General features: G+C 36.9%; 18 protein-coding genes. 10 read left to right on the plus strand and 8 right to left on the minus strand.

What is annotated here, in order from left to right; genetic code table 11:
* The first annotated feature begins 149 nt into the window (after positions 1–149).
* The 3 genes from ACIGG7_RS22370 to ACIGG7_RS22380 all read left to right on the plus strand — a co-directional run bounded on the left by ACIGG7_RS22370 (position 150) and on the right by ACIGG7_RS22380 (position 2,658).
* On the plus strand, positions 150–374 hold the full coding sequence (locus tag ACIGG7_RS22370; protein WP_397551056.1) for a helix-turn-helix domain-containing protein: 225 nt from the start codon (positions 150–152) through the stop codon (positions 372–374).
* Between the two features lie 25 nt (positions 375–399).
* On the plus strand, positions 400–966 hold the full coding sequence (locus ACIGG7_RS22375) for a hypothetical protein (RefSeq protein WP_397551057.1): 567 nt from the start codon (positions 400–402) through the stop codon (positions 964–966).
* Positions 967–1,140: 174 nt separating this feature from the next.
* The gene (locus tag ACIGG7_RS22380) at positions 1,141–2,658 is read left to right on the plus strand and encodes a DUF3987 domain-containing protein (protein ID WP_397551058.1); all 1,518 of its coding nucleotides are present in this window, start codon (positions 1,141–1,143) and stop codon (positions 2,656–2,658) included.
* A 314-nt stretch (positions 2,659–2,972) separates the two neighbouring features.
* On the opposite strand, the gene ACIGG7_RS22385 is transcribed toward ACIGG7_RS22380, so the two are convergent.
* A complete protein-coding gene (locus ACIGG7_RS22385) occupies positions 2,973–3,209 on the minus strand; it encodes a hypothetical protein (protein WP_397551059.1) in 237 nt (78 codons plus the stop codon).
* Complete coding sequence (locus ACIGG7_RS22390; RefSeq protein ID WP_397551060.1) at positions 3,209–4,186, minus strand: tyrosine-type recombinase/integrase; 978 nt, start codon at positions 4,184–4,186, stop codon at positions 3,209–3,211. Before ACIGG7_RS22390 ends, ACIGG7_RS22385 begins: the two co-directional genes overlap by 1 nt.
* 1,281 nt (positions 4,187–5,467) lie before the next feature.
* Here ACIGG7_RS22390 and ACIGG7_RS22395 point away from each other — a divergent pair.
* From ACIGG7_RS22395 to ACIGG7_RS22405, 3 genes are read left to right on the plus strand one after another with little or no spacing between them, the layout of a single operon-like run.
* The gene (locus ACIGG7_RS22395) at positions 5,468–8,203 is read left to right on the plus strand and encodes a class I SAM-dependent DNA methyltransferase (RefSeq protein ID WP_397551061.1); all 2,736 of its coding nucleotides are present in this window, start codon (positions 5,468–5,470) and stop codon (positions 8,201–8,203) included.
* 23 nt (positions 8,204–8,226) lie between these two features.
* Positions 8,227–10,317 (plus strand): DEAD/DEAH box helicase, encoded by a 2,091-nt coding sequence (locus ACIGG7_RS22400; protein ID WP_397551062.1) that lies wholly within the window; start codon positions 8,227–8,229, stop codon positions 10,315–10,317.
* Positions 10,310–11,491 (plus strand): GIY-YIG nuclease family protein, encoded by a 1,182-nt coding sequence (locus ACIGG7_RS22405; protein WP_397551063.1) that lies wholly within the window; start codon positions 10,310–10,312, stop codon positions 11,489–11,491. The genes ACIGG7_RS22400 and ACIGG7_RS22405 overlap by 8 nt, the downstream gene beginning before the upstream one ends.
* Positions 11,492–11,787: 296 nt before the next feature.
* Here the strand turns inward: ACIGG7_RS22405 and ACIGG7_RS22410 are convergent, their stop codons facing one another.
* The gene (locus tag ACIGG7_RS22410; RefSeq protein WP_397551064.1) at positions 11,788–12,048 is read right to left on the minus strand and encodes a hypothetical protein; all 261 of its coding nucleotides are present in this window, start codon (positions 12,046–12,048) and stop codon (positions 11,788–11,790) included.
* 70 nt (positions 12,049–12,118) lie between these two features.
* Here ACIGG7_RS22410 and ACIGG7_RS22415 point away from each other — a divergent pair, with 70 nt between their 5' ends.
* Positions 12,119–12,586, plus strand: coding sequence for a hypothetical protein (locus ACIGG7_RS22415; protein WP_397551065.1), 468 nt, complete (start codon positions 12,119–12,121; stop codon positions 12,584–12,586).
* A gap of 734 nt (positions 12,587–13,320) precedes the next feature.
* Here ACIGG7_RS22415 and ACIGG7_RS22420 read toward each other — a convergent pair.
* From ACIGG7_RS22420 to ACIGG7_RS22430, 3 genes are all read right to left on the minus strand, one after another.
* Positions 13,321–13,506, minus strand: coding sequence for a hypothetical protein (locus ACIGG7_RS22420; protein WP_397551066.1), 186 nt, complete (start codon positions 13,504–13,506; stop codon positions 13,321–13,323).
* Between the two features lie 334 nt (positions 13,507–13,840).
* Positions 13,841–14,491, minus strand: coding sequence for a hypothetical protein (locus ACIGG7_RS22425; RefSeq protein ID WP_397551067.1), 651 nt, complete (start codon positions 14,489–14,491; stop codon positions 13,841–13,843).
* The gene (locus ACIGG7_RS22430; RefSeq protein ID WP_397551068.1) at positions 14,484–15,086 is read right to left on the minus strand and encodes a recombinase family protein; all 603 of its coding nucleotides are present in this window, start codon (positions 15,084–15,086) and stop codon (positions 14,484–14,486) included. Before ACIGG7_RS22430 ends, ACIGG7_RS22425 begins: the two co-directional genes overlap by 8 nt.
* 320 nt (positions 15,087–15,406) lie before the next feature.
* On the opposite strand from ACIGG7_RS22430, the gene ACIGG7_RS22435 reads away from it, so the two are divergent.
* The 3 genes from ACIGG7_RS22435 to ACIGG7_RS22445 all read left to right on the plus strand — a co-directional run bounded on the left by ACIGG7_RS22435 (position 15,407) and on the right by ACIGG7_RS22445 (position 18,644).
* Positions 15,407–17,320, plus strand: coding sequence for a zinc-ribbon domain-containing protein (locus ACIGG7_RS22435; protein WP_397551069.1), 1,914 nt, complete (start codon positions 15,407–15,409; stop codon positions 17,318–17,320).
* Positions 17,321–17,565: 245 nt separating this feature from the next.
* Complete coding sequence (locus tag ACIGG7_RS22440; RefSeq protein WP_397551070.1) at positions 17,566–18,228, plus strand: Panacea domain-containing protein; 663 nt, start codon at positions 17,566–17,568, stop codon at positions 18,226–18,228.
* Entirely contained in the window at positions 18,225–18,644 is a 420-nt protein-coding gene (locus ACIGG7_RS22445) for a hypothetical protein (protein ID WP_397551071.1), read from the plus strand. The genes ACIGG7_RS22440 and ACIGG7_RS22445 overlap by 4 nt, the downstream gene beginning before the upstream one ends.
* Positions 18,645–18,844: 200 nt before the next feature.
* Here the strand turns inward: ACIGG7_RS22445 and ACIGG7_RS22450 are convergent, their stop codons facing one another.
* Both ACIGG7_RS22450 and ACIGG7_RS22455 read right to left on the minus strand, forming a co-directional pair.
* Entirely contained in the window at positions 18,845–20,329 is a 1,485-nt protein-coding gene (locus tag ACIGG7_RS22450) for a DNA/RNA helicase domain-containing protein (RefSeq protein ID WP_397551072.1), read from the minus strand.
* 897 nt (positions 20,330–21,226) lie between these two features.
* Positions 21,227–21,388 (minus strand): hypothetical protein, encoded by a 162-nt coding sequence (locus ACIGG7_RS22455; RefSeq protein ID WP_397551073.1) that lies wholly within the window; start codon positions 21,386–21,388, stop codon positions 21,227–21,229.
* Positions 21,389–22,013 lie beyond the last annotated feature (625 nt).

The following is a 22,013-nucleotide window of genomic DNA, read 5'->3' on the forward strand; positions in this document are numbered from 1 at the left end:
AAAATTCTTAGGGAAATTAATGGTTTACTGTCAACGAAATAACTTAGATTTTAATGAATATCTAACAACCTAAGATGGTGAGAGATTTTCTAATATAGGTTCATACTTAGTTCTACAAATGATTAATAAATAAGTGGAGGTAGAATGGAATGAAGAACAAAACAAGGAATACTCTTCCAGAGGTGCTTACAGCAAAACACATTGCGGATTATTTAGGAATCTCTAGAAGAAGGGTTTATGAGCTGTTTCAGATGTCTAAAGAAGCCGGAGGAATTCCTAATTTTGATATTGGTAATTCAAAAAGAGTAGAAAAAGATGATCTTGTGATATGGATTCAAGAAAGGAAAAGTGAAAAAGAGGCTGCTTTTGTCTGAAGAGAGGAGGTGAAGAGGGGATAAAATGAGATGGGATAAGCTTAAACAAGAAATTAAGACCAATGAGGAACAATTAGAAGTTATAAAAAAAAGAATATTAACATCTACTCCTAATACGATTGATTATTTATTAAAAGAATTGGCAGAAAAGGCTTCTAAATTAGGTCAGTTGGAAAGAGAACTACATGAACTAGGGCCTAAACCGATTATTTTAAGTATTGAATTTTCCGATTATGTACCTGGGATGAGACTTTATCTTTGGGATGAACATGAGGATTTGGAACAAGGTCAGGTAGTCTTAATAGAAGAGGTTAATAATGAATGGAGCGATTATCATTTCATCGTAGAAAAGGGGGTGAAAATCAATTGGAATAAAACACCAGTATCGTGTGCTATACATTCTAATGAAACGACAGAGTTTTTAAATAGGATGTTTATTCACTTCGAAAGTGAAGCAAAAAGGATGCTAGCTTTTGAAGAGATGTATGGGTGGAGTCAAACCGAATACGAGCGTTATTTGTGGGAGAAAAACGAAACACTTATTGACTTGTTGATTGAATATGAACATGAAAGAGTGAAAGAAATATTATAGAGTTAGTAAGTTTTGCGATATAAAAAAAAGCCTGCAAAAAGGATCGCAGGACATATTTTTCCTTAAATACTATTATAACGTATAGAGACGATGTAAGCAATAATATATGGGTTAATTTTACATTTATTTTGCGTTGTTTTGCAGGCTTTCCATTAAAGAAAGGGGAATATTGGATTGGGAAGTCATTTTGAGTACAGCAATTTACCACAAGAGGTTCTTGATAACGCATTGTTATTGAGCGAACTTGCTACTGATGGGGTGGAAGGAGTTGAGAGGGATTTTATGAAAGACTATGGTTGTTTCCCAATAGCGGAGCTACCGGAAGTTTTTCGTAACTACATCGAACAAGCATCGAAATCTTTAGCAGCTCCCCCAGAATTTGTAGCACTTTCTGTGTTAAGTGTTGTCAGTACAGTATTAGGTAATGCATATGTGTTAAAGGTGAAAAATAATTGGGAAATTAGGCCGTGCATTTGGGTATGTATTGTTGGTCCGTCAGGTTCTAATAAGTCAGCTTCTCTAAAATTACCTCTGGGAATTTTAAAAAAATTGCAATCTGACAATTTGGCAAAGTATAAAAAAATGTCAGCGGAATATGAATATGAAATGTTGCAATATAATCAAGAAATGGAAGAATGGCAAAATGCAGTACAAGCAGGAAATGCAGATTTATCTAGCAAACCAGAAGAACCTGTTAAATCTCAGTTTAAGCAATTGATAGTTGGAGATGCAACCATGGAAAGTATTCCTGACCTGCTGGAAGATAATCCAAGGGGACTTATGAAATTACATGGTGAATTAGTAGGATTTATTAAATCGATGGACCAATATCGTAAGGGGGGAGGTGACCGTCAAAAGTGGTTAGAAATTAAAGATGGAGATCCTCTCAATGTTAATCGTAAAAATAAAGAACCTAAAATTGTAGAAAAGCCTTTTGTTAACGTCATAGGAACCACCCAGCCATCAAGACTCCCAGAATTCATTGGTGGAAAAGAAGGTGATAAAGGGGACGGTTTTGCTGAACGCTTCTTTTATGTTTATCCGGATAAGGTAGACTTTGAAGAAGACGATGATTATGAAATAGATGAAAAGTTAATTCAACAGTATGATGAAATTGTTAAGTCCATGTATCACTCTCACGAAGGCGGAGAAGATGAGCCCATTGAAATGAGTTTCGAACCAAAAGCTAAGGAACTTTTTTCGAATTTCAAAAGAGAATGTAAAAATGAGACTAGGGAGCCCAACTTCCCTGGGAATTTAGAATCTGCATGGAATAAATTGCGTGGGAGCGAAACATTAAGGATATGCATCATTATTCATGCTATGAGGTACTTTTCAGGTGAAGCTAAGGAAATTAAAATTGTAGATGAAATAACTGTTAGAAAAACTATAAGTATTATGCAGTATTTAAAATCCCAATCACGAAAAGTTTTCACTATTTTAAATGCCAACGACCATGAGGAACGAATTCAAAAAGTATGCGAACATATTAAACGAAGAGCACGTAAAACAGAAAAAGGATATTTCATTAAAATAAATAACCTTACCCAAGGCAAGCCTTTTGGTAGAGAAACCCGAGCAGCCATCGTAAAAGAGACTCTTCGAGAAATGGAAAAACAAGGATACGGATATGTTGAAGAAATTAAAAATACAAATAATAAATTTACAGAATTCTTTACTCTCAAGTATTAAATTTTAACGGAAGGGGTTTCTCCCTTTCGTTTTTTAATTTAACTGTAGAACATAAATAGAACACTGTGTTCTATTGTTCATTCCAAGAGTCATAAGGGAGAAATGTAATTTTAAGCTTAAAAATAGAACAATAGAACCTTATTTTAATCAAAATCGAAAAATAAAAAGTTATAACATATTATAGTGTTCAATGTTCTATGTTCTATTTTGTGGAATATCATACTGCTGATACCGTGGGGTGTAAGGGGGGATCAGTAGAACAGGGTGTTCTATTTAAGTTCTACAATAGATAGTATTCCTCCACCACTTTTTATTTAGAAATCCATTGGTTTTTGAACCTGAATTAAAAAGCCTTTGAACTTGTTGGACCAAACGACACTCTCAAATTTATAACCTTCTTCGATGTACGGTAAAATCTCCTGCTTTAGAAAATCTCTTATTGTTTCAATCGGTTCGTTATGGGCAATACCACTGTCAACCACAAAAACAAAGAAATGACGACCGGCCAAAAAACCTTGGCGAACAGAATCTCTGACTGTATATTTTCTCATTACAACTTACCTCCTAAATAGATATAAATAACATCAGCTCTGTTATGGCCAACCTCTTTGGTGACAATTTGAGCTGCTTGCTCTCTGTTGTATCCTTTATCTACTTCCTGTTGTACTCTATCTTGAATGTAGTTATACCGCAAACCATGCAACGTCAGATTATTTGTATATGCCTTTCCCAGATGTCTATCTGTCCAAGTGCGTTGTCCTATACCTTCAGATGTAATAACCTTATCCCGATGATTTGAATTGAATTGTTCAATGCGATCAATAGCATGATGTGACTTTTCATTTCGTTGAACAAACAGCTTATCACCTCTAGGTGTATTCGCAACCCTTTCTTCAAGCACTTGACGACCTTCAGGAGACAAGGGAACGCTTCTAGGTCTTCCATTTTTGGCTTCTGAGCCGATGTTGTACATTCCACCCCTTAATGCTTCTTCTGCTTGAGAGCGGCTTGCTAACGTAGCTTCAGCCACTCTCATCCCCATTGTTCTAGCCATTGTAGCTACATCACGATAATCTCTAGCAGACCTAGCATTATCAGGATTAATTTTACTTTTTTCTACTTCTCTAGTTATGTCCATCATTTTAGAATACTCTTCTTTCGTCCAGCCACGATCACCTTTAATTGTTTGAACTTTAGGTATTGAAAACTTATATTCTTGTTGTAATGTCTTGTTATCACTTATTGAATGCTTTGTCCGTGGAGCATTATCGTGCATATACCTTATTGCTGATAAGCTATCCTTAATTGTTTTTGGCTTGAGATCCTGAGCTTGCATATACTTAGCGTAAGCTGCTACGTGCTTATCTTGTATGTTTTTGAGGCTTTGCAACTTAAATTCTTGCGAGATCCATTTAGCTGCTCTCATAGCGTTACCTCTATACTTATCTCTCGTTGCATATGATCCAGCTCTCGTATGCCTGAAAACCTTTTGAACTTGTTGCTCTAAACTTGATAAACCTTTATTCAATACATATACCCCCTTGTTTTCTAAAAAAGTGCGTACTTCATCCTGGGCCATTTATAGGTTTCTTCCTTAATTCTTCTAAGAACCAAGTATGGAAACCCCGATCTGATGATGGGATCCTTATTTCGTCTAGCACTTTCTCTTTGGTGTTCGTTCGTTCCTCACAAACACCAAAGAGAAAGTGCTAACCCCATCAATCATATAAAGTTGTGGTTATGAGTAATAGTAGAAGCAACCTTTACAGGCTCAGCATAAGCTGACGCTCCAAGTAAGCAATTCCATTAGGACTGGCAAATAAGCCAAGCTCACTGTAGCTCTCGCAAGAGCAAATAACCAAGGTGAAGTTCATTCCGCAGAGTCTTACCAGCCTAAATCTGTTACCAGAAGTATCCTGAATTCAAAGTGACGTTTGGTCAGAAAACGGTATTTTTCGAAGCCCCGAATGGCGTTCGGCTGTATCGTTGCCTGCATACGCTTTTCACCAACCTGCCAAGAATAAAGAACCTGACAGATTTCACACAAAAGGAAATGAATTTCAGTTCCCTAATCTAATAAAAGAAAAGGAACTATTGAAGGCGATTTTATTATTTATTTCGGATAGATTTTATTCTGTCTTACCAGTGCTATAGCCCCCGAAATTGACTATCTTCTCGCCAAATCATAATGTTTTAAAAAACTTTATATATAAAAAAGCGACCTACTGGAAGATTGAAAGTGTATCTTTACACTTTATTCAATCGACCAGAGGTCGCTTTGGGCTTTAATATTTTCTGCTTCCGCAAAGGAAGTAGCCGTTAGGGAATTTAAGTTAAATTATATATTAAGTATACCAACTGTAATAATCTCGCGCAATTATTAACGAAGAAATCGGAGTGAGAAAAGAAATATTCAACGAACGCTAACAAGTAAGATCCAATTTTTCTTAAACAAAAGAGGGTGTTAATCCAAGAAGGAATACTTCTTTTTAGATTTATTATTTATTATAAGAAAGAGTAGTGAACTTGAAAATTATTCCTAAAAAATATTAGCGAAATAAAAGGTCCGAAGGTGAATCGGGTTAAAAGTTTCAAGGTCTTTGAGGTAGGGATATTTCTCATTGAGACCATGCTAGACTTCTAATTTATGGGTTGTTATAATCAAGCAGACATGTCAGCGTGAAGTTAAAAATTGCTCCGGATATAAATTGGATTGATAAAAAAGTATTGATCGGAAGGATTTACTGTTGCCAGGAATTACACTAGGGCTTCATGTTGGCAAGAAAAACCTACACCAGGAGGGGTCACTATGAACCCAGTAGAAATTGAAGCAGCAGTCTCTGACTTGGCGATTCAGCCCTTTGATAAGGAAGAATTTCCGTTTTCCTTTCTGAGGGCATTCGGTAACAAGGAGACAACAATCAAGAGACTACGCTCGGGCGAATCAAACAAATCTGACCTAGGCGGCGTGCTACAAACGAACAATATCCATATCGCGATCGCCCCACCTGGTGAAGTAAGCGAGACGCTTGCTTCACTGAAAGTAAGCCCGGCAACGTCTAGAGCGAAGGCACAATACATCCTCGCTACTGATGGGGCAGAGTTTGTGGCAGAGGAGCTTGAGTCCGGCGAGATCATTGTTTGTACATATAATGAATTTCCAGACCATTTTGGCTTTTTCTTGCCACTTGCAGGAATTACGACCGTTAAGCAGGTACGCGAAAGTTCTTTTGACATCCGGGCTACAAGTAGGTTAAATCGCCTCTATGTTGAGCTGTTGAAAAGCAATCCTCAATGGGGTACAGCAGCACGCCGCCACGAGATGAATAATTTTATGGCTCGCCTGATTTTCTGCTTCTTTGCCGAAGACACCGGTATCTTTAGAAAAAACGGTATGTTCACTGAAACCATCGAGCAGATGAGTGTCCGAGATGCCTCCAACACGCATGAAGTGATTAGTGAAATTTTCCGTGCCATGAATACGGAGGTTACTGACCGAGAGAAAGCCAAAATGCCACGCTGGGCTGACGCATTTCCTTACGTAAACGGCGGGCTTTTCTCTGGTAGCGTAGATGTTCCAAGGATCACTAAGATTGCGCGCTCCTACTTGCTTCACATAGGGAAGCTTGACTGGACTAAGATCAACCCCGACATCTTTGGATCTATGATACAAGCTGTGGCTGACGACGAGGAGAGGGGAGCACTTGGTATGCACTACACGAGTGTGCCCAACATTTTGAAAGTACTAAATCCGCTGTTTTTGGATGACTTACGCTCGCAACTTGAAGCAGCAGGCGATAACACTCGTATGTTGTTGAACTTGCGGAAGCGCCTTTCGCGGATTAGGGTTTTTGATCCTGCCTGTGGGTCAGGCAATTTTCTAGTTATCGCCTACAAGCAGATGCGAGAAATTGAAAATACTATCAACGAGAGACGCGGCGAAAGTGGCCGTGAGAGTGTCATACCTTTGACAAATTTCCGTGGAATTGAGCTCCGCGATTTTTCAGCAGAAATTGCACGTCTCGCTTTAATAATTGCGGAGTTCCAGTGTGATGTTCTTTATCGTGGAATCCGGCTGGCTCTGTCGGAATTTTTGCCACTGTCATCGGAAAACTGGATTACCTGTGGTAATGCCTTACGATTGGATTGGCTTAGTATTTGTCCACCTTCTGGAACTGGTGTGAATCTCCACGCTGACGACTTATTCCATACACCACTTGATCAGGCTGAAATCGACTTCCAAAATGAAGGTGGAGAAACTTATATCTGCGGTAACCCACCTTACAAGGGGAGTAAATGGCAAACTGGAGAACAGAAAAAGGATCTGGCCAATGCATGGTCAAAACACCCGAAGCTTGCCAAGACGACAGATTATGTTACTGGGTGGTTCGCCAAATTACTGGACTACACTGACATTGAGGAGAGTACTGTGGGGGCATTTGTAGCCACTAACAGCGTTTGTCAGGGGCAGCAGGCTATTGACGTATGGCCACAGGTGTTTCAGCGTGGGTGTGATATTCGCTTTGCACACACGTCCTTTAAGTGGGCAAATCTAGCCAGCCACAACGCGGGAGTTACCGTGGTAATCGTTGGTTTGGGAAAGAGCTCCTCTGCACCGAAGAAACTATACCAGGAGGGGTTAGTCAAGCAGTGTTCTTCAATAGGACCATATCTGGTACCAAATAGCCTCGCCTATGTGCAAAAGACAAAAACACCTATTGATGATAAATCACCTATGCTATTTGGTAATATGCCGCGTGATGGAGGGCATTTGTTACTGGATAGTGAACTAGCAGAGAAGGTGATGGCTGAAGATATGATTGCTCGTCCCTTCATCAAGAGATTCGTCGGCTCAGATGAATTGATAAAAGGCAAACTGCGATATTGCCTATGGATCGAAGACCACGAGGCAGATGCAGCAAGAAAAAGTAAATTCATTGCGGAGCGATTGAAATTGGTTGAAGAGAACCGCCTCCAATCTGCTGCTGCATCGACCAGAAAATTTGCTACACAACCGCATCGTTTTGTCCAAACTGCAGGCCGTCCAAAGCGGGATTGTATTGTTGTTGCTACTGTATCATCCGAGAGCAGGGAGTATCTTCCAGTAGGTTATGCTACAGCGGATACGATAGTTAGTAACCTGGCCTTTGTACTTTTTGATGCACCTCTTTGGAATATGGCAGTGATATCATCACGGTTGCATAAGATATGGGTTAAAACGGTTTGCGGACAACTAGAGACTCGATTAAGGTACTCAAATACGATAGGGTGGAACACCTTCCCTATCCCAATGTTAACGGAGAAGAACAAGGCGGACCTTAACCGTTGTGCTGAGGATATTCTATTAGCCCGTGAGGCTCACTTTCCAGCAACAATTGCGGATCTCTATGAAAATATGCCATCCAATCTACGCGAAGCCCACAAGCGAAATGATGAGGTACTAGAACGCATCTATATCGGCAGACGTTTTCGTAATGACACCGAGAGGCTCGAGAAGCTATTTGAGCTTTATACCAAAATGACGAATTCAAAAAAAACCAACTAAGATAGGGAAAGGAAGGTAGACGCATGACCAAAGGGAATAAATCGATCCCCTCAATTTCTGTATCCTATGGTACTAAAGGAAATTCAACTAAAGCCAATGAATTGGGCATGCGACCGATGCAGGAACGTGCATATGAACGACGTGGTGAACAATACCTGCTTATTAAATCACCGCCAGCTTCAGGTAAAAGTCGGGCTCTTATGTTTATTGCTCTCGACAAGCTCCTTAATCAAGGGCTCAAACAAGCCATCATTGTGGTACCAGAAAAGTCAATTGGTTCGAGCTTCAATGATGAACCTTTGAGCGACTTTGGCTTTTGGACAGACTGGAGTGTTGAACCCAAATGGAACCTATGTAATGCACCGGGTTCAGATAATGGGGGGAAAGTTAATTCGGTAGGCAAGTTCCTCGAAAGTGATGACAAAATATTGATCTGTACCCACGCTACCTTTCGATTTTCTGTAGATAAATTCGGAGTGGAAGCATTTGACAACAGGCTGATCGCTGTAGACGAATTTCACCACGTATCAGCTAATCCTGATAACAAACTTGGTCTACACTTAGGGCAGTTTATCAACCGTGATCGTGTGCATATTGTTGCGATGACCGGTTCCTACTTTCGGGGCGATGCTGAGGCTGTACTTGGACCAGAGGACGAGTTGAAGTTTGATACCATCACTTATACTTATTACGAACAACTCAACGGTTACGAGTACCTGAAGCAACTTGATATTGGCTATTTCTTTTATTCTGGGTCATACACCGATGACATCCTTAAGGTGCTCGACCCGACGGAGAAAACCATCATTCACATCCCGAACGTCAATTCTCGAGAGAGCACGAAGGATAAGATTAGGGAGGTAGAGTATATTATCGAAGAACTGGGAGAATGGCAAGGAACTGATTCTTCGACCGGTTTCCAGTTAGTCAAGTCCCCGGGTGGTAAAATTCTTCGTATTGCTGATCTGGTGGATGATGAACCTACCAAGCGCGATCGAGTGGCAGCAGCACTTAAAGACCCTGCCCATAAGAACAATCGCGACCATGTGGATGTTATTATTGCACTCGGCATGGCGAAGGAAGGGTTCGACTGGATTTGGTGTGAACACGCATTAACGGTTGGTTATCGAGCGAGTCTGACAGAGGTTGTTCAAATCATCGGACGCGCTACTCGTGACGCGCCAGGTAAAAGCCGTGCTCGTTTTACGAACCTAATAGCTGAACTGGACGCATCAGAGCAGTCAGTTACAGAGGCCGTAAATGATACCTTAAAGGCTATTGCTTCCAGCTTACTAATGGAGCAAGTGCTTGCTCCACGCTTTGAGTTCAAGCAGAAAAATCCAAAAAATGGACCGGATCAAGGATTTGACTATGGCGACGGCGGTTATGATCCAGCTGCAAGCAATGTCGGAATAAACCACGAAACGGGACAGCTGCAGATTGAGATAAATGGTCTATTCGAGCCGAAAAGCGAAGAAGCAGTACGGATTTGTCGAGAAGACCTGAACGAAGTAATTGCTAAGTTTGTTCAGGACAAAACTACTGTGGAGCGCGGCATGTTTGATGAAGAAGTGATTCCGGAAGAATTGAACCAGGTTCGAATGGGTAAGATTATTCAGGAAAAGTATCCTGATCTTGACGTAGAGGATCAGGAAGCGGTACGTCAGCACGCCATTGCTGCACTTAACCTTACTCAGCAAGCCAAACAAACTGTACTTCACAGCCGAGAGGGCAAGAGTGAACCTGTTACAAACAATTCACTCATCGACGGGGTCCGTAAGTTTGTGATGGACGTTCGGGAACTAGACATTGATCTTATTGACCGTATCAATCCTTTTAGTGAGGCGTATGCAGTCCTCGCCAAAGCAATGAGTGAGGAGAGTCTGAAGCAAGTTGCTTCTGCGATTGCAGGTAGGCGTGTAAATATTCCTTATGATGAGGCAAGGGCACTAACTGAACGGGCTCTGAAATTCAAGAAGGAACGTGGAAGACTACCAGATATAAGTGCGCAAGATCCATGGGAGAAACGAATGGCTGAAGGCATTGCCGCCTTAAAACGCTATCGGGCGCAACAACAAGCGGCAGAAAGTGCTGGAGGTGACATTAATGGCTAAGCTCTCTGATGACGAATTACTCAATGAGCTTGGTGTGGAACAAGAGGAGTTAAAGACAAGAACATACTCCCTTCGCGAAACACGCATAATAGCGGGCTTTGAGGAGATTCAGAAATTTACAAAGCTGCATGGCCGTGTCCCCCTGCACGGAGAAGATAGTGATGTCTTTGAGAAAATTTACGCCGTGCGACTCGATAGCCTGCGTAAGCAGGAGGAATCTCGGGTTCTTCTTGCATCAATAGACCACCAAGGGCTGCTTAAAGAAGCGGATAGTGTGTTGGATAATACAGTGAAAATGATTGATGATGATGACTTACTCGCTGAACTCGAAGGTGCAGGTGATCCTATGGGGATTACAGAACTACGCAATGTTCGTTCTCGAGTAGAAATACAGGCGGCCGAGGAAATCGCTAAACGCGATAAATGTAAGGATTTCGATCGCTTTTCACCGATGTTTGAAAAAGCTGAGCGTGAACTCAGTTCCGGTATTCGACAAACCCGACCGTTTGGTAGGGATGCAAGTGTCAGTACTGGTAACTTCTTTATTTTGGGAGGTCAACTTGTTTACGTAGCTGAGAAGGGGGATGAATTCAAAGCACCGAATGGCCACCCCGATGCTCGACTTAGAGTAATCTACTCCAACGGCACCGAAAGTAATCTTTTGCTCAGGTCTTTGCAACGGGCATTGTACAAAGACGATGCCGGCCGCCGATTAACTGAACCTGATGACGGGCCATTGTTTAGTGCTACTTGGGATGAAGAAGATGTAGAAAGTGGTACAATTTATGTTCTGCGTAGCTTCTCAACTCACCCTTTTGTAACCGAGCATCGTGAACTAGTTCACAAGATTGGAGTTACTGGGGGCAAAGTTGAAACCCGCATTGCAAATGCGGCACGTGATGCCACATATTTGCTGGCAGATGTCGAAGTGGTTGCCAGCTATAAACTGGCTGGCATCAATCGTGTCAGGCTGGAGAGTATATTCCACCGTATCTTTGCACCGGCTCAACTCGACCTCACTATACATGACCGTTTTGGCCACCCTGTAAGGCCAAAGGAATGGTTCCTTGTTCCGTTACACGCGATCGATGAAGCAGTTCGATGTATTAGAGATGGCTCCATAACAAACGTGGTGTATGATCCGAAATCTGCCAGTTTGGTGAAACTTATATAAGCTTTATGTAACTTTTTGATCAGTAAAAGATTGCATAATTAGTGATTTCTTATAAGAGAGCATTGTTTAGAATACTGATTCAGTGCTTTTTTGATTCTATAATATTAACCAGTTTATTTGCTTCCTAGAACGATACTTAATCTTGTTACTATAATTGGAACAATTTATTTAAGAGTGTTGGTGTCATAACTTAAAAAGTTATGGCACTTTTTTCTATTACTCCATTATAAAGGTATTAGTAGGTATCATAACAATTACAAATCATAAGCGTTAAGTTGTTATTTTAAAGCTCTGCCTTATTCCTCTGTTACTTTTGTTTCTTTATTAATAAATTTCCAATAGAACGTCTCAATTGAGTTTTCGTGCCACTTTTCCATAATAAAATCACTCATCTGGGATACTTCCTGATTTTTTCTTTTAGATTTTATCTCGAAGTAATCGTCTATATGAATTTTAATTGCTTTTAATAACTCATCACGGCTCATCATACATAATTCTTCATATTCTGTTTTAAATGGATGATATTCGCTTATTTGTGGTTTATTCTCCCATTTCATTTATATACCTCATTTCATCTTCACTAAAAAACATATGTGTTTTCCTATTATACAAGAGGGGATTTAAGAATTGTATAGAATATTTTTAGTATGCACTTATTGGCGAGAGCTTAAAACTACTGGCAAAGTGATAAGTAAGACCGAAATAGATATTACTGAGGGTGGGGAGGGACGTGAAATTTCTTATGAGCACGAAAATTTCAGGAAATCTGTAGAAAAGTTAAAAAAAATTGCTAGAGATTTAGAACCTAAAAATACAGAAAGCAATCCACTATGGGATTTAGTTAATGAAGTGTGTAATGAAGATGTTGTTCCGGAATTAGAACTAAGAATGGAACCACAACTACTAGATTACGATATGGTTAGCGAGGATTTACCGGAAAGATGGGAAATGCCCCGAGATGGTAAATTATTGTATTCAGATAGAGAATTACAAGAAGCAATGAAATTGCTTATATATAATTTAGGTGTGGAAAATACCTTAAATTTAATTCCTCGAAACCTTATTGATACCTATCTACAGAAAATAGATGAGTAAAAGAAAAAAATAATTATTCCATATTGAGTGGATGGATTGAAAGCGAATTTTATTCAACTAAAGGAATAAATCCTTTTGACGTAAGGACTATATAGAGGAAAGGGGATGTAATAGTTAAGTGCTTAAATTGTAATGCTAATTTCCATGAAACAGATATAGAAATTATGGAAGACTGGGATCTCCAGATGTGTGATGATTGTGAAGGTGAACTCATGCAAAACAAGACAGCTTTATCTGAGTGGGAATTTCTTAAGAAAGAAATGACCATTCTCCATAAGGGCGATAACTTTCTTACAGCGTTTTCAGCTGGAGAAGTAATAAAAAAGATGAAGTCTTTGGAAAGAAGAATTCTTTATAAGTGAAAGTAATCTTATAGAGTTCCTCGTAAATAAAAGTTGCTTTTCTATTTGGGTTCCGGAGATGCATGGTCTAACATGGGGAAATCCATCAGGGGAACCTTATCGGTCAATCTGCTTTTCACTAAATATGGATCTTCTCCGTAATATTAAAGTGGTTTTCCCGGTGGTTAAAAGATATTAAATTCTACTACCTGTTTTAAGCAGTATTTTGGTTCTAAGGGCAGGATATTAATAACTTCTATGAATGTCCCTTTTACTTGTAATTTACTTTAAAAGCATTACTAGACCAACCAAAACCTTTCTATTCTAATCATAATTCAACAGTAACACCATTATTGATACACTTTGTGAAACATTTTTTATACAAGGATTTGGTTAACCTTCAAAATTAAACTTAATTAATGTTTCAATATCATCTAAAGAATCAATACATCTGGCTACCTGTCTTACTGACTCTTCTTTTGAAATTTTCCCATCTTGGAGTGATAGTCCAAGGTTAATCAACTGTTCCTTTAATATTAAAAGTTCTCCTTTAAATGCAAATGTGTTAATTATATCCATATAAATTCACCTGCTATTTAAGTTAGTAAAATCAGTGTTTATGGGCTTCTTTTTAGTGTTTCCATTACCCTAAATAAAATGTCAATATGTAGTTGGACAAAACCACCATTGCTTCTCTGTTATGAATCAGAATTAAACGCAACATACATTTATACTATAAATGGGAGTTGGAACAATACATTCTTTTATACGCACATAGCAGAAACCTTGCACCATGATAAAGTTCTGTCATGGTGCAAGGTTTCTATCATTGCTACATTCATCTGTTAGAATTCTTGCAGTGTGTGTCATCACGACATTACTTGCCGGTGTATGAAAATGTACCTTTTTTACCTCACCTGTTCTTATAATATCTACGTGAAATTCCACCCATTATTTGATAGTGATTTTTTAAAACCCTTTCCATTATGCCTAGATAAAGTTCTATATTTACTGCTCCTGGTGGATCTACAAAAATTCCTACTTCATCGTAATAAGCAGAACTTTCCATATCTCTTAACATTTCATTTATGCTTCCATAAAATGAGTTCACATTTTCAAAACAGTCAGCACTTATTCCGGCAGCCCACTCGATTACCTGATCTGCTTCTTTTTGTAAATGTTCTAAATGCCATCTGAATTGATTTTTATATTTATCTTTCTCGTGAAAATTTTCTTCAGGGATTTGACTTTTTAATATTAAAATCGATTTATTTATTCTTTCTTCAATTTTATTTCCTTTTAGAGCCATCTTTGGATACTTATTTTCAAAATCAGTTTCTCTTTGTCTTGAAATCGTCAAATAAACACCAATAAGTGTCAATCCACCTGAGATTATCCCACCAAGTATCGCTCCCCAAAATGAGCCGAAAAATGAAATCCATGACTCCTCTGTACCTTTTACGGTAAAAGGACCATCAAACATTAGAGAATTAACAATTACAGGTATAAAAATAAATAAACTTAAGGTTACGCCACTGAATATTATCAAGTGCTTTTTATTCATTTGCTGTTTCCCCACCCGTTTCGGTATTTTCCTCTTTTAACTTTCTATATAAAGATGAGCGAGAAACTCTTGTAATTTCGCATATTTGATTAACAGTCATTTCTCCTTCTTTATAAAGCTTGATTGCGTAATTTATCCCTGCGTGTTTTGAGTGATATTTCTTTACTCTACCCTTATACTTTCCTTCTTTTATAGCAAGATCTATTCCTTCTCGTTGCCTCATACGGATTAGATCTCTCTCCAACTGGTTTACTCCACCCATAACTGTCATGAGGAAATTGCTATAAGGATTTTCTTCTGATAGATCAAGCCATGTATCTTTCAATGATTTTAAATTTGCTTTTTTATTTTTTATCTTATCCACTAACTCGAATAGGTCCCGTGTGCTTCTGGTTATTCGAGTAAGGTCTGTAACAAAAATGGTATCGCCTTCCTCAAGTGAGCTCATCATTGATTGGAGCTCCGGTCGTTCCTGGGTGGCACCGGATAACTTTTCTTGAAAAATGATATCCATTCCAATTTCGTTCAGCTGCTTTAATTGTCTGGCTGGATTTTGATCTACAGAACTTACTCGAACATACCCTATTTTCCTCATTTTTCATTCTCCCTTTTGAAACAAGTCTATTGATACACCTTCAAGACTGATTATACCAGTTTCAGAGAATGGTTTATATAGTGTCCCAATAAAGTAGACCCATTTGATACGGAAGAAAGAAATGATTAACTTATTTTAGAAAAGGAATAAAAGAATAATTCAACTGTAATACTAGATTTCAGCAAAAGTCTTCGATGTCTTTCATCTAAAGTTACTGGGAAAGGAAAAAATATTTCTCATCCAAAATGCTCAAGTCAGGTGTATAGAATTCTTCTTTATGCACCATAATTAATGAAGATAACTTTTTAAGGATGGTAGCGATGGCAATTTTTTTATTGAAAGAAAATAAGTTATTGATAGATGAGCTTTATCAGGTGCTTTTCAAAGACTTTAAAGATTCTAAATCTATTGATTGGGAATATTATATATGTAAAGAAAAAGAGGTTTTTCAAAAAGATATTATGGAAAGAATGGCAGAAAAACCAATATTTTCACCGTTTAATTCTGCAGAAGAAAAAATCATAGGATCCACCAAATTCCTTAGAGTATGGCATGAAGAATTTAATGAACAGCTCGGTATAAAGCCGCATAACTATAGTGGTGGTTCTCAACAATATGCTGTTTTTAAATGCCCTATTCCTGACTCAAACCACCCTCCTTATATAAAGCAAATATTCCAAGTGTTTACTCATCATCAAGATTGCCCATATTGTAGTTCTTTCCACCATTGTATTTCTAATTCTTTCGGATATCATTCTCCTGAAGCAACTCGCTTATGGATTTTAGAAGAAAATGATTTAACCCCTTTTCACATAGGAAGAAAGGCATCAAATCTTGTTACTTGGTTATGTGGAGATTGTAAAAAGAATGTAATAACGGCAAGGGTCGGAGATTATGAGTCTATACGTTTTTGTGAGGTGTGTAAACCTAAGAATAGAAAAAAGAAAGTGATAATACTTGGAGAAATTAGTCCTCGATTAAATAGATTTTATGATCAAACATGGATGGAACTTAAAAAAGAGGGATCAATAGATTGGGAAGTATTATTCTTTAAAGAAAGTGAACTGAAAAAAGAAGACTTACTAGAGAGTATTAAGAAAGCACCACAACGGATTAAAGGATTGCAACCCCTTATCCAAACTCATAAAGAGCTTGTAGAGGTCGAGTGGAACTTTGAAATAAATAATGCTCTAGGAATAACACCGGATAACATATCTGCTGGAAGTAGCCAAATTGTAGCTTTTACTTGTGATAACCCAACTCATCCTCCTTATGAAACTAAAATATCAATGAAGACAAATCCCTCAACTAGTAATGGTTGTCCTTATTGTCATGGTTCAAGAAGATGTTTATCAAATTCGTTTGGGTATCAACATCCTTACATTGCTCTAACCTGGTCTGCAAAAAATGAAAGTGCGGTTAATCCATTAATAATAGCTCCAGGAAACAAAACAAATTTCTATTTTAAGTGTCCTGAGTGCGAAAAAGAAGAATGGTTAGTTTCACCAAATAATAGAAAGAAACGTAACGTTTGTCCTAATTGTAAAAGATGGTCACAGGGGTCATTTGCTGAGATTGCCTTTTATTTTTACTATAAAGTGGTTTATCCAGAAAGCGAAAAGAAAAAAATGTCTATAGAAGGTAATGTATGTGAGATAGATATTTATGTCCCTAATTTAAGATTTGGAATTGATTATTTGGGTGAGTATTACCATAAAAATAAGAAGGCTGATGATGAGGAGAGACAAGGATTAATAAGGAGTAGTCAAATTGATTTGATAACAATAAGAGAATCTGAAAAATGCAACTCATATTTAGAAGATAAAATGAACTTTGTCCATTACGCTTCTAAGGGAATTGGTAGTAAAGAATTCCATGATTCACTAGATGAATGTATTATTAGGTCTTTTGCGTATTTATGTGAAAGAGGGGAAGAACTAGACCTCATTCAATTAAGAAGAATTGTTAACACAAGATTAGATATGTATAATATTTTAAGCCTTTTACTAGTAAGAGTTGAGAATAACATCCTTGTAACTCACCCCCATTTAGCCAAAGCGTGGGATTATGACACAAACAAACAACTAAGACTGAAGCCAGAGTATTTTACTTATGGTTCAAACATTCCTGCATTTTGGAAAATCAGGGGTAGTAGTTCTGTTGAGAGAACAATTAAGTATATGTGTGGGCTCAGTACCGAAAAATTGAAAAGTATAGGCTACCTTTCAGGCTGAATTTAATTTCTTTTGCGTCAGAATATAATAAACGTATAAGTACATGGTGCTTGTGCGTTTAAGTGTTTTCTTTACTCAGAATAAAGAAAGGATAGATGCCCAACGTCTTAATTTCATTCAAAAATGTTTACTTTTTTAGCAAAATTGGCTAATATATACATATGAACCTGTTAATTCGCAACTTAGCAAAAAAAGTGAAAGCGTTTACTTATAGGTTTTCAAATACCTATTAAGGAGGGGAAAACATGAGCAGGAGTGCAACTGACCTTGCTAAGTATTTTATTAAAAATAACTATGACTATCCCCGCAATACATTTGACGGCAATATGAAACTTCAGAAAATGCTTTATTTTTCTCAGTTAATACACATGGCTAGAAAAGGTGAAAGGCTCTTTTCTGATAACATGTATGCTTTTAAAAACGGTACGGTCATAGATAATGTGAGGCAAGTATACCAACACAATAATGACTTCTTGGTTATAGAGGCATTAAATTTTAATACTGATTTTGATGAAGTTGAGCTTGAATCAATTAAACTGGCTGAAAAAGTTTTTGGTCATTTGGATGCCGCAACTTTATCCGACTTAAACCATCAACAATACAGTTGGCAAGTATCTTATGAGAATTCGAAGGATACGTATTCATCTTATCATCACAAAGAGCGCAGTATAATTGATGAAGAAGTCATTAGAAAATATGATTTAAATAAAATCAGTGATATTTTAGCTGTAATTAGTGAAGAAGATAGTAGCGAAGAGTATGAGATAGTTAACGGCATAAAATTTTATTATGATCCAGAATCAATTTCTATTGACGAAAACCTTCTTGAAACATTGCAGAGCTTTCATGGTGATGAAGAGGCCTATTCTATTTGTTTCGATGAAGACAATGGATACATGATTTATTGATGAATATTCAAAAAGGTCAAGGATTAAAGCTATGCCTAGATTTTGCTGATGGCCAAGAATGCACTTATCCACGTACATTTCTTGTGTTGGATGCTGACCAAAGTACATCTCAACTATCTCTTCTAAATATTTCCTCTATAAGAGGAAAGGAACATAAATTACTCTTTTTTTCTAATGAAAGGATTATTTCTTATAATCCACCGTTTTATTTAGCTAGCTTTGTTAAACTGGATGCACAGTATACTATTGATTATTTTCCTGATCTAGATAGCACTATTATGGCTAAAGGGAATGCTTTGGATCCAGGAGAGTTTCAAAGAATAGAGCAAAGATACATTGATTACCTTAATCTTAACGAAATTTCTAGTGTGTATTATGAAGCTTCTCAGGTTAAGGAGTTTAATGGAATAACTTAAATATTTCCATAGTATGGTTTTTGGTTCTATTTAGGGAGGGAAATCCTTAAATCACAGTTAGTGTAGCAGCAGAAAAAACGTTGTAATTAATACTGAACTATAGTGAAAAACCCAGACCTTATGGCTCTGGGTTTTTGAATCTCTATTATCTTCTTATTCTGTTAGAGCACCATTGAGTTGAACAAAACCTGTAATTATTTCTAATGTAATTGCTTTTTATTTTTATTACTCAAGGCATTAATAAGCTTAGTCATAAATTCTGGATTATTAACAACAAGCAACATGATTTGTTTTCTTGCACGGGTAACAGATTGATAAAACATTCGCTCCGGATCATAATAATTTGCATGTCTTACAGCAATACTTTTATGATCATTGTAATAAAAAGTTGAACCAACTAATACAAGTACTTTATCAAATTCTTGTCCTAAAACGCCATGTGCATTTAATCCTCTGTTTAGCTTCATCCTCTGGATAGCATGACCATTGAAGTTTTGACCTGTATAGTCAATAATCTGCCACCCCTCGAGTTCCATCCCTTCTGCAAATCCCCTTGCCTGGTTAATATCGCCAAAATAATGGATGGATATATTTTCAGTATTATTACAGTACTTCATATATTCTAAGTTAAACAAACCTTTGATAAAAGCTCCAAGCTCTTTATTTGTTCTAATCTTTTTACTTAGTTTAAATAACTCATGGTTCTCCAAAGACTTGAGTGTATTCACATTATTGTAGTTACGTTCACTAATAGAAAGTATTTGCTTTGGATCGATAGAAAAGATACCGAATATATCATTTTCCTGTATATATTCTATAATATACTTAAGCTGCCAAGGATACATTCTTTGAGTTTCATCAACAAAAATAAATTGAGGTCTAAGTTGTTCAATCTTTTTAACTTCTTTAATTGGAATTATATTCCATTTACGTTGTTGGTTTAGTACTAAATGGCCAGCATTTAAATCTCCTGTATGAATTATAACTATATCATTATTTTCACTAAATTCTTTTGCTAAATCATAGAGTAATAGCGTTTTTCCGGCTCCTGGTAAACCTTCTAAAATTATAAATTGTGATGAGCTTTTTAGTATTTCACCCTTAAATTTTTGCTGTTGTTTCGTTAGGAAATATGATCCCTTATTGAATCTATCACTATCGTTGAAGGGAGATACCAAGTAATCAGAGGGATCAAATAAATCGTCTATATTTGAATGATGTTCTAATTTTTGACTAACTAAGAGTTTTTCGAATACAGCAAAGTCTACTGAATTAAAAGCTCCATCATCTCCTAATTGATAAAAACTATTATCTTCTGAAATATAAGTAAACAATTTTAACTTTCTACCTAAAGAAGATAAATAATAATTATTTTTAACTAACTGCTCCCGAGCATCTTCTTCTTTTAAAATAGATTTTATTTCCACATTTAATATGTAATTTTCCCCAAATCTAAGTAGATCAAATTCCTTATCTATTTGTGGTATTTTATAACCTACATAAAAATATCCAAGGTATCTATCTTCCACATTTAGATTAGCAATAAAAGCAGAAATTTGATCGATCTCTTCATATCTCATAGTAAAATCAAAAAAACTCAGTACTCCTTCAAAAATCTCCAACGGTAAATTCTTGTAGCTACTAATTAAAGAATTTAAATCCATGGGCTTTCTCAATACGTTCACCTACACTTATATGTTTTTATGCGTCTTTTTCATTAACTACTGTAATTTATCATTCAGAGAATTAAATATAGAATAAAACTCATCGATAATTTGGCTCGTTTGCTGAAAAAGGAATACTTTCAACCCTCAACAGTCCTTCCTGTTAATGGAATATCCAATATTTACAATTGTATCATATATGTCCTTACAGGAAGGCTCCTAAGAATAACTGCTCAGTTGGAATAGGGTGTGAATTGACAAGTCCTTTAGCACACAAATTCGCAACTTTTTTATGTCGCGAATGCCTCTTGCTAATTTAATGTATGGCGATTTAGTGCCGGGACAGTTTGGCAAAATACAATAAACCTTGAAAAAGGAAATTCACAAAACGGTGATAAGACAGTTACGTCGGATCTAATTCAACCACTGATTATTAAAATTAATCAAATTCGAAGTGGAAGGTTCAATCTTATAATTTTATAAACTAATATCCCTTAATGTCTCATCAAGGGATATTTTTAAGCTCATATTGCAATAAGTGTTTTTAAATAGTAGGTATAGGTTGCGGTCCTTCTTGTATGTTGAATGGATTCCTCATTAAAATACTTTACTGATTTTAAGGGGCACATAGATTTCTTCGTTCTAACAGGATAAATACTTCCCTTATAAGGATTGTGGATTAAGATAAGGTCGGGAATTTCAAAAGTTAGCTTCTAAAGATAATTACGACACTCTCACTTCAACTACAACGAATGAGACAAACCATGGATTTAACTCTTTCGTTATAATTTAAACCTGTTTTTGCAAAGTGATTTATTAGAGAGTAATCGTATCCAGTATTCATTTTCTTTTTGAACTGGAAATGTAATATTTCTTGCTACACAAAGTCGCTTATTTGGATTACGTGGTATAGGTGATTTACCTGCCATTTTTATCCTCTCCTAAATATAATGTCTTCTTTTGAAGTTCAGCAAGGTTTACATATTTTTTAAGGCACATCATCATACTTATCATTTTCTCTATACCTTCAGCTTCACCTTGGGTTTTTGCATATGTTTTAATAATTTCATCAACAGTCATCCGGGTTCCCCTCTCCTTTAGTTGTTATTTTTCAATTAATTCAGAGGGAATTATGTCCTGGCTCTTTTTAACACTTGAAATTAAAAATAAGCAGTAACATTGCCCTTTGGATGCCTTCATTATAATGAGAAAACACCCATTTATAGGGGGATCTTGCATTATTTTATGACCGACCGATTGATGTTCTAATTTTAATTCTAACTCTTCTATATTTCTCTCCTTCTTCCTGAAATATTCCGGATCATTCATCACTATCTGTTCAATAACTTTATAAAGTACCTGGTCAGGGGCACCAGCTTTTAAGCTAGTAGTTAATTCCTCGACTTTTTCTTGAATTCATCGCTACAAATAATTTCACCTCCTATTTTTTCTGTACTAATTATGATTGATAAAATTGAAAAAACTTTGAAAAGATGATTAGCAAAAACTTGAGCGTAATAGACATGTGGAGTGTGAAAATAAAGATGTTAAATTTAACATTTGTTTAACGCAATCCTATAAAAAGCCGTGAAAAGTAAGTAAAGATGTTTCAATAAATTATTTGATAAACCCATTAATACCGCGGGTCCGTGAAAAAAGGTTTAAGATGTTACAGTTTATAACGTAATGGGCGGTATGATGTAAT

Origin of the sequence: Rossellomorea sp. NPDC077527, from assembly GCF_044542955.1 — a bacterium.
Classification (GTDB): domain Bacteria; phylum Bacillota; class Bacilli; order Bacillales; family Bacillaceae_B; genus Rossellomorea; species Rossellomorea aquimaris_E.

What these genes read in the sequence shown, in the direction of transcription:
- ACIGG7_RS22410 (WP_397551064.1), bottom strand. Translation starts at nt 12,048, where the DNA reads ATGAAATGGGAGAATAAACCACAAATAAGCGAATATCATCCATTTAAA.
- ACIGG7_RS22405 (WP_397551063.1), top strand. Translation starts at nt 10,310, where the DNA reads ATGGCTAAGCTCTCTGATGACGAATTACTCAATGAGCTTGGTGTGGAA.
- ACIGG7_RS22425 (WP_397551067.1), bottom strand. Translation starts at nt 14,491, where the DNA reads ATGAATAAAAAGCACTTGATAATATTCAGTGGCGTAACCTTAAGTTTA.
- ACIGG7_RS22370 (WP_397551056.1), top strand. Translation starts at nt 150, where the DNA reads ATGAAGAACAAAACAAGGAATACTCTTCCAGAGGTGCTTACAGCAAAA.
- ACIGG7_RS22435 (WP_397551069.1), top strand. Translation starts at nt 15,407, where the DNA reads ATGGCAATTTTTTTATTGAAAGAAAATAAGTTATTGATAGATGAGCTT.
- ACIGG7_RS22455 (WP_397551073.1), bottom strand. Translation starts at nt 21,388, where the DNA reads ATGACTGTTGATGAAATTATTAAAACATATGCAAAAACCCAAGGTGAA.
- ACIGG7_RS22430 (WP_397551068.1), bottom strand. Translation starts at nt 15,086, where the DNA reads ATGAGGAAAATAGGGTATGTTCGAGTAAGTTCTGTAGATCAAAATCCA.
- ACIGG7_RS22440 (WP_397551070.1), top strand. Translation starts at nt 17,566, where the DNA reads ATGAGCAGGAGTGCAACTGACCTTGCTAAGTATTTTATTAAAAATAAC.
- ACIGG7_RS22385 (WP_397551059.1), bottom strand. Translation starts at nt 3,209, where the DNA reads ATGAGAAAATATACAGTCAGAGATTCTGTTCGCCAAGGTTTTTTGGCC.
- ACIGG7_RS22375 (WP_397551057.1), top strand. Translation starts at nt 400, where the DNA reads ATGAGATGGGATAAGCTTAAACAAGAAATTAAGACCAATGAGGAACAA.
- ACIGG7_RS22395 (WP_397551061.1), top strand. Translation starts at nt 5,468, where the DNA reads ATGAACCCAGTAGAAATTGAAGCAGCAGTCTCTGACTTGGCGATTCAG.
- ACIGG7_RS22400 (WP_397551062.1), top strand. Translation starts at nt 8,227, where the DNA reads ATGACCAAAGGGAATAAATCGATCCCCTCAATTTCTGTATCCTATGGT.
- ACIGG7_RS22420 (WP_397551066.1), bottom strand. Translation starts at nt 13,506, where the DNA reads ATGGATATAATTAACACATTTGCATTTAAAGGAGAACTTTTAATATTA.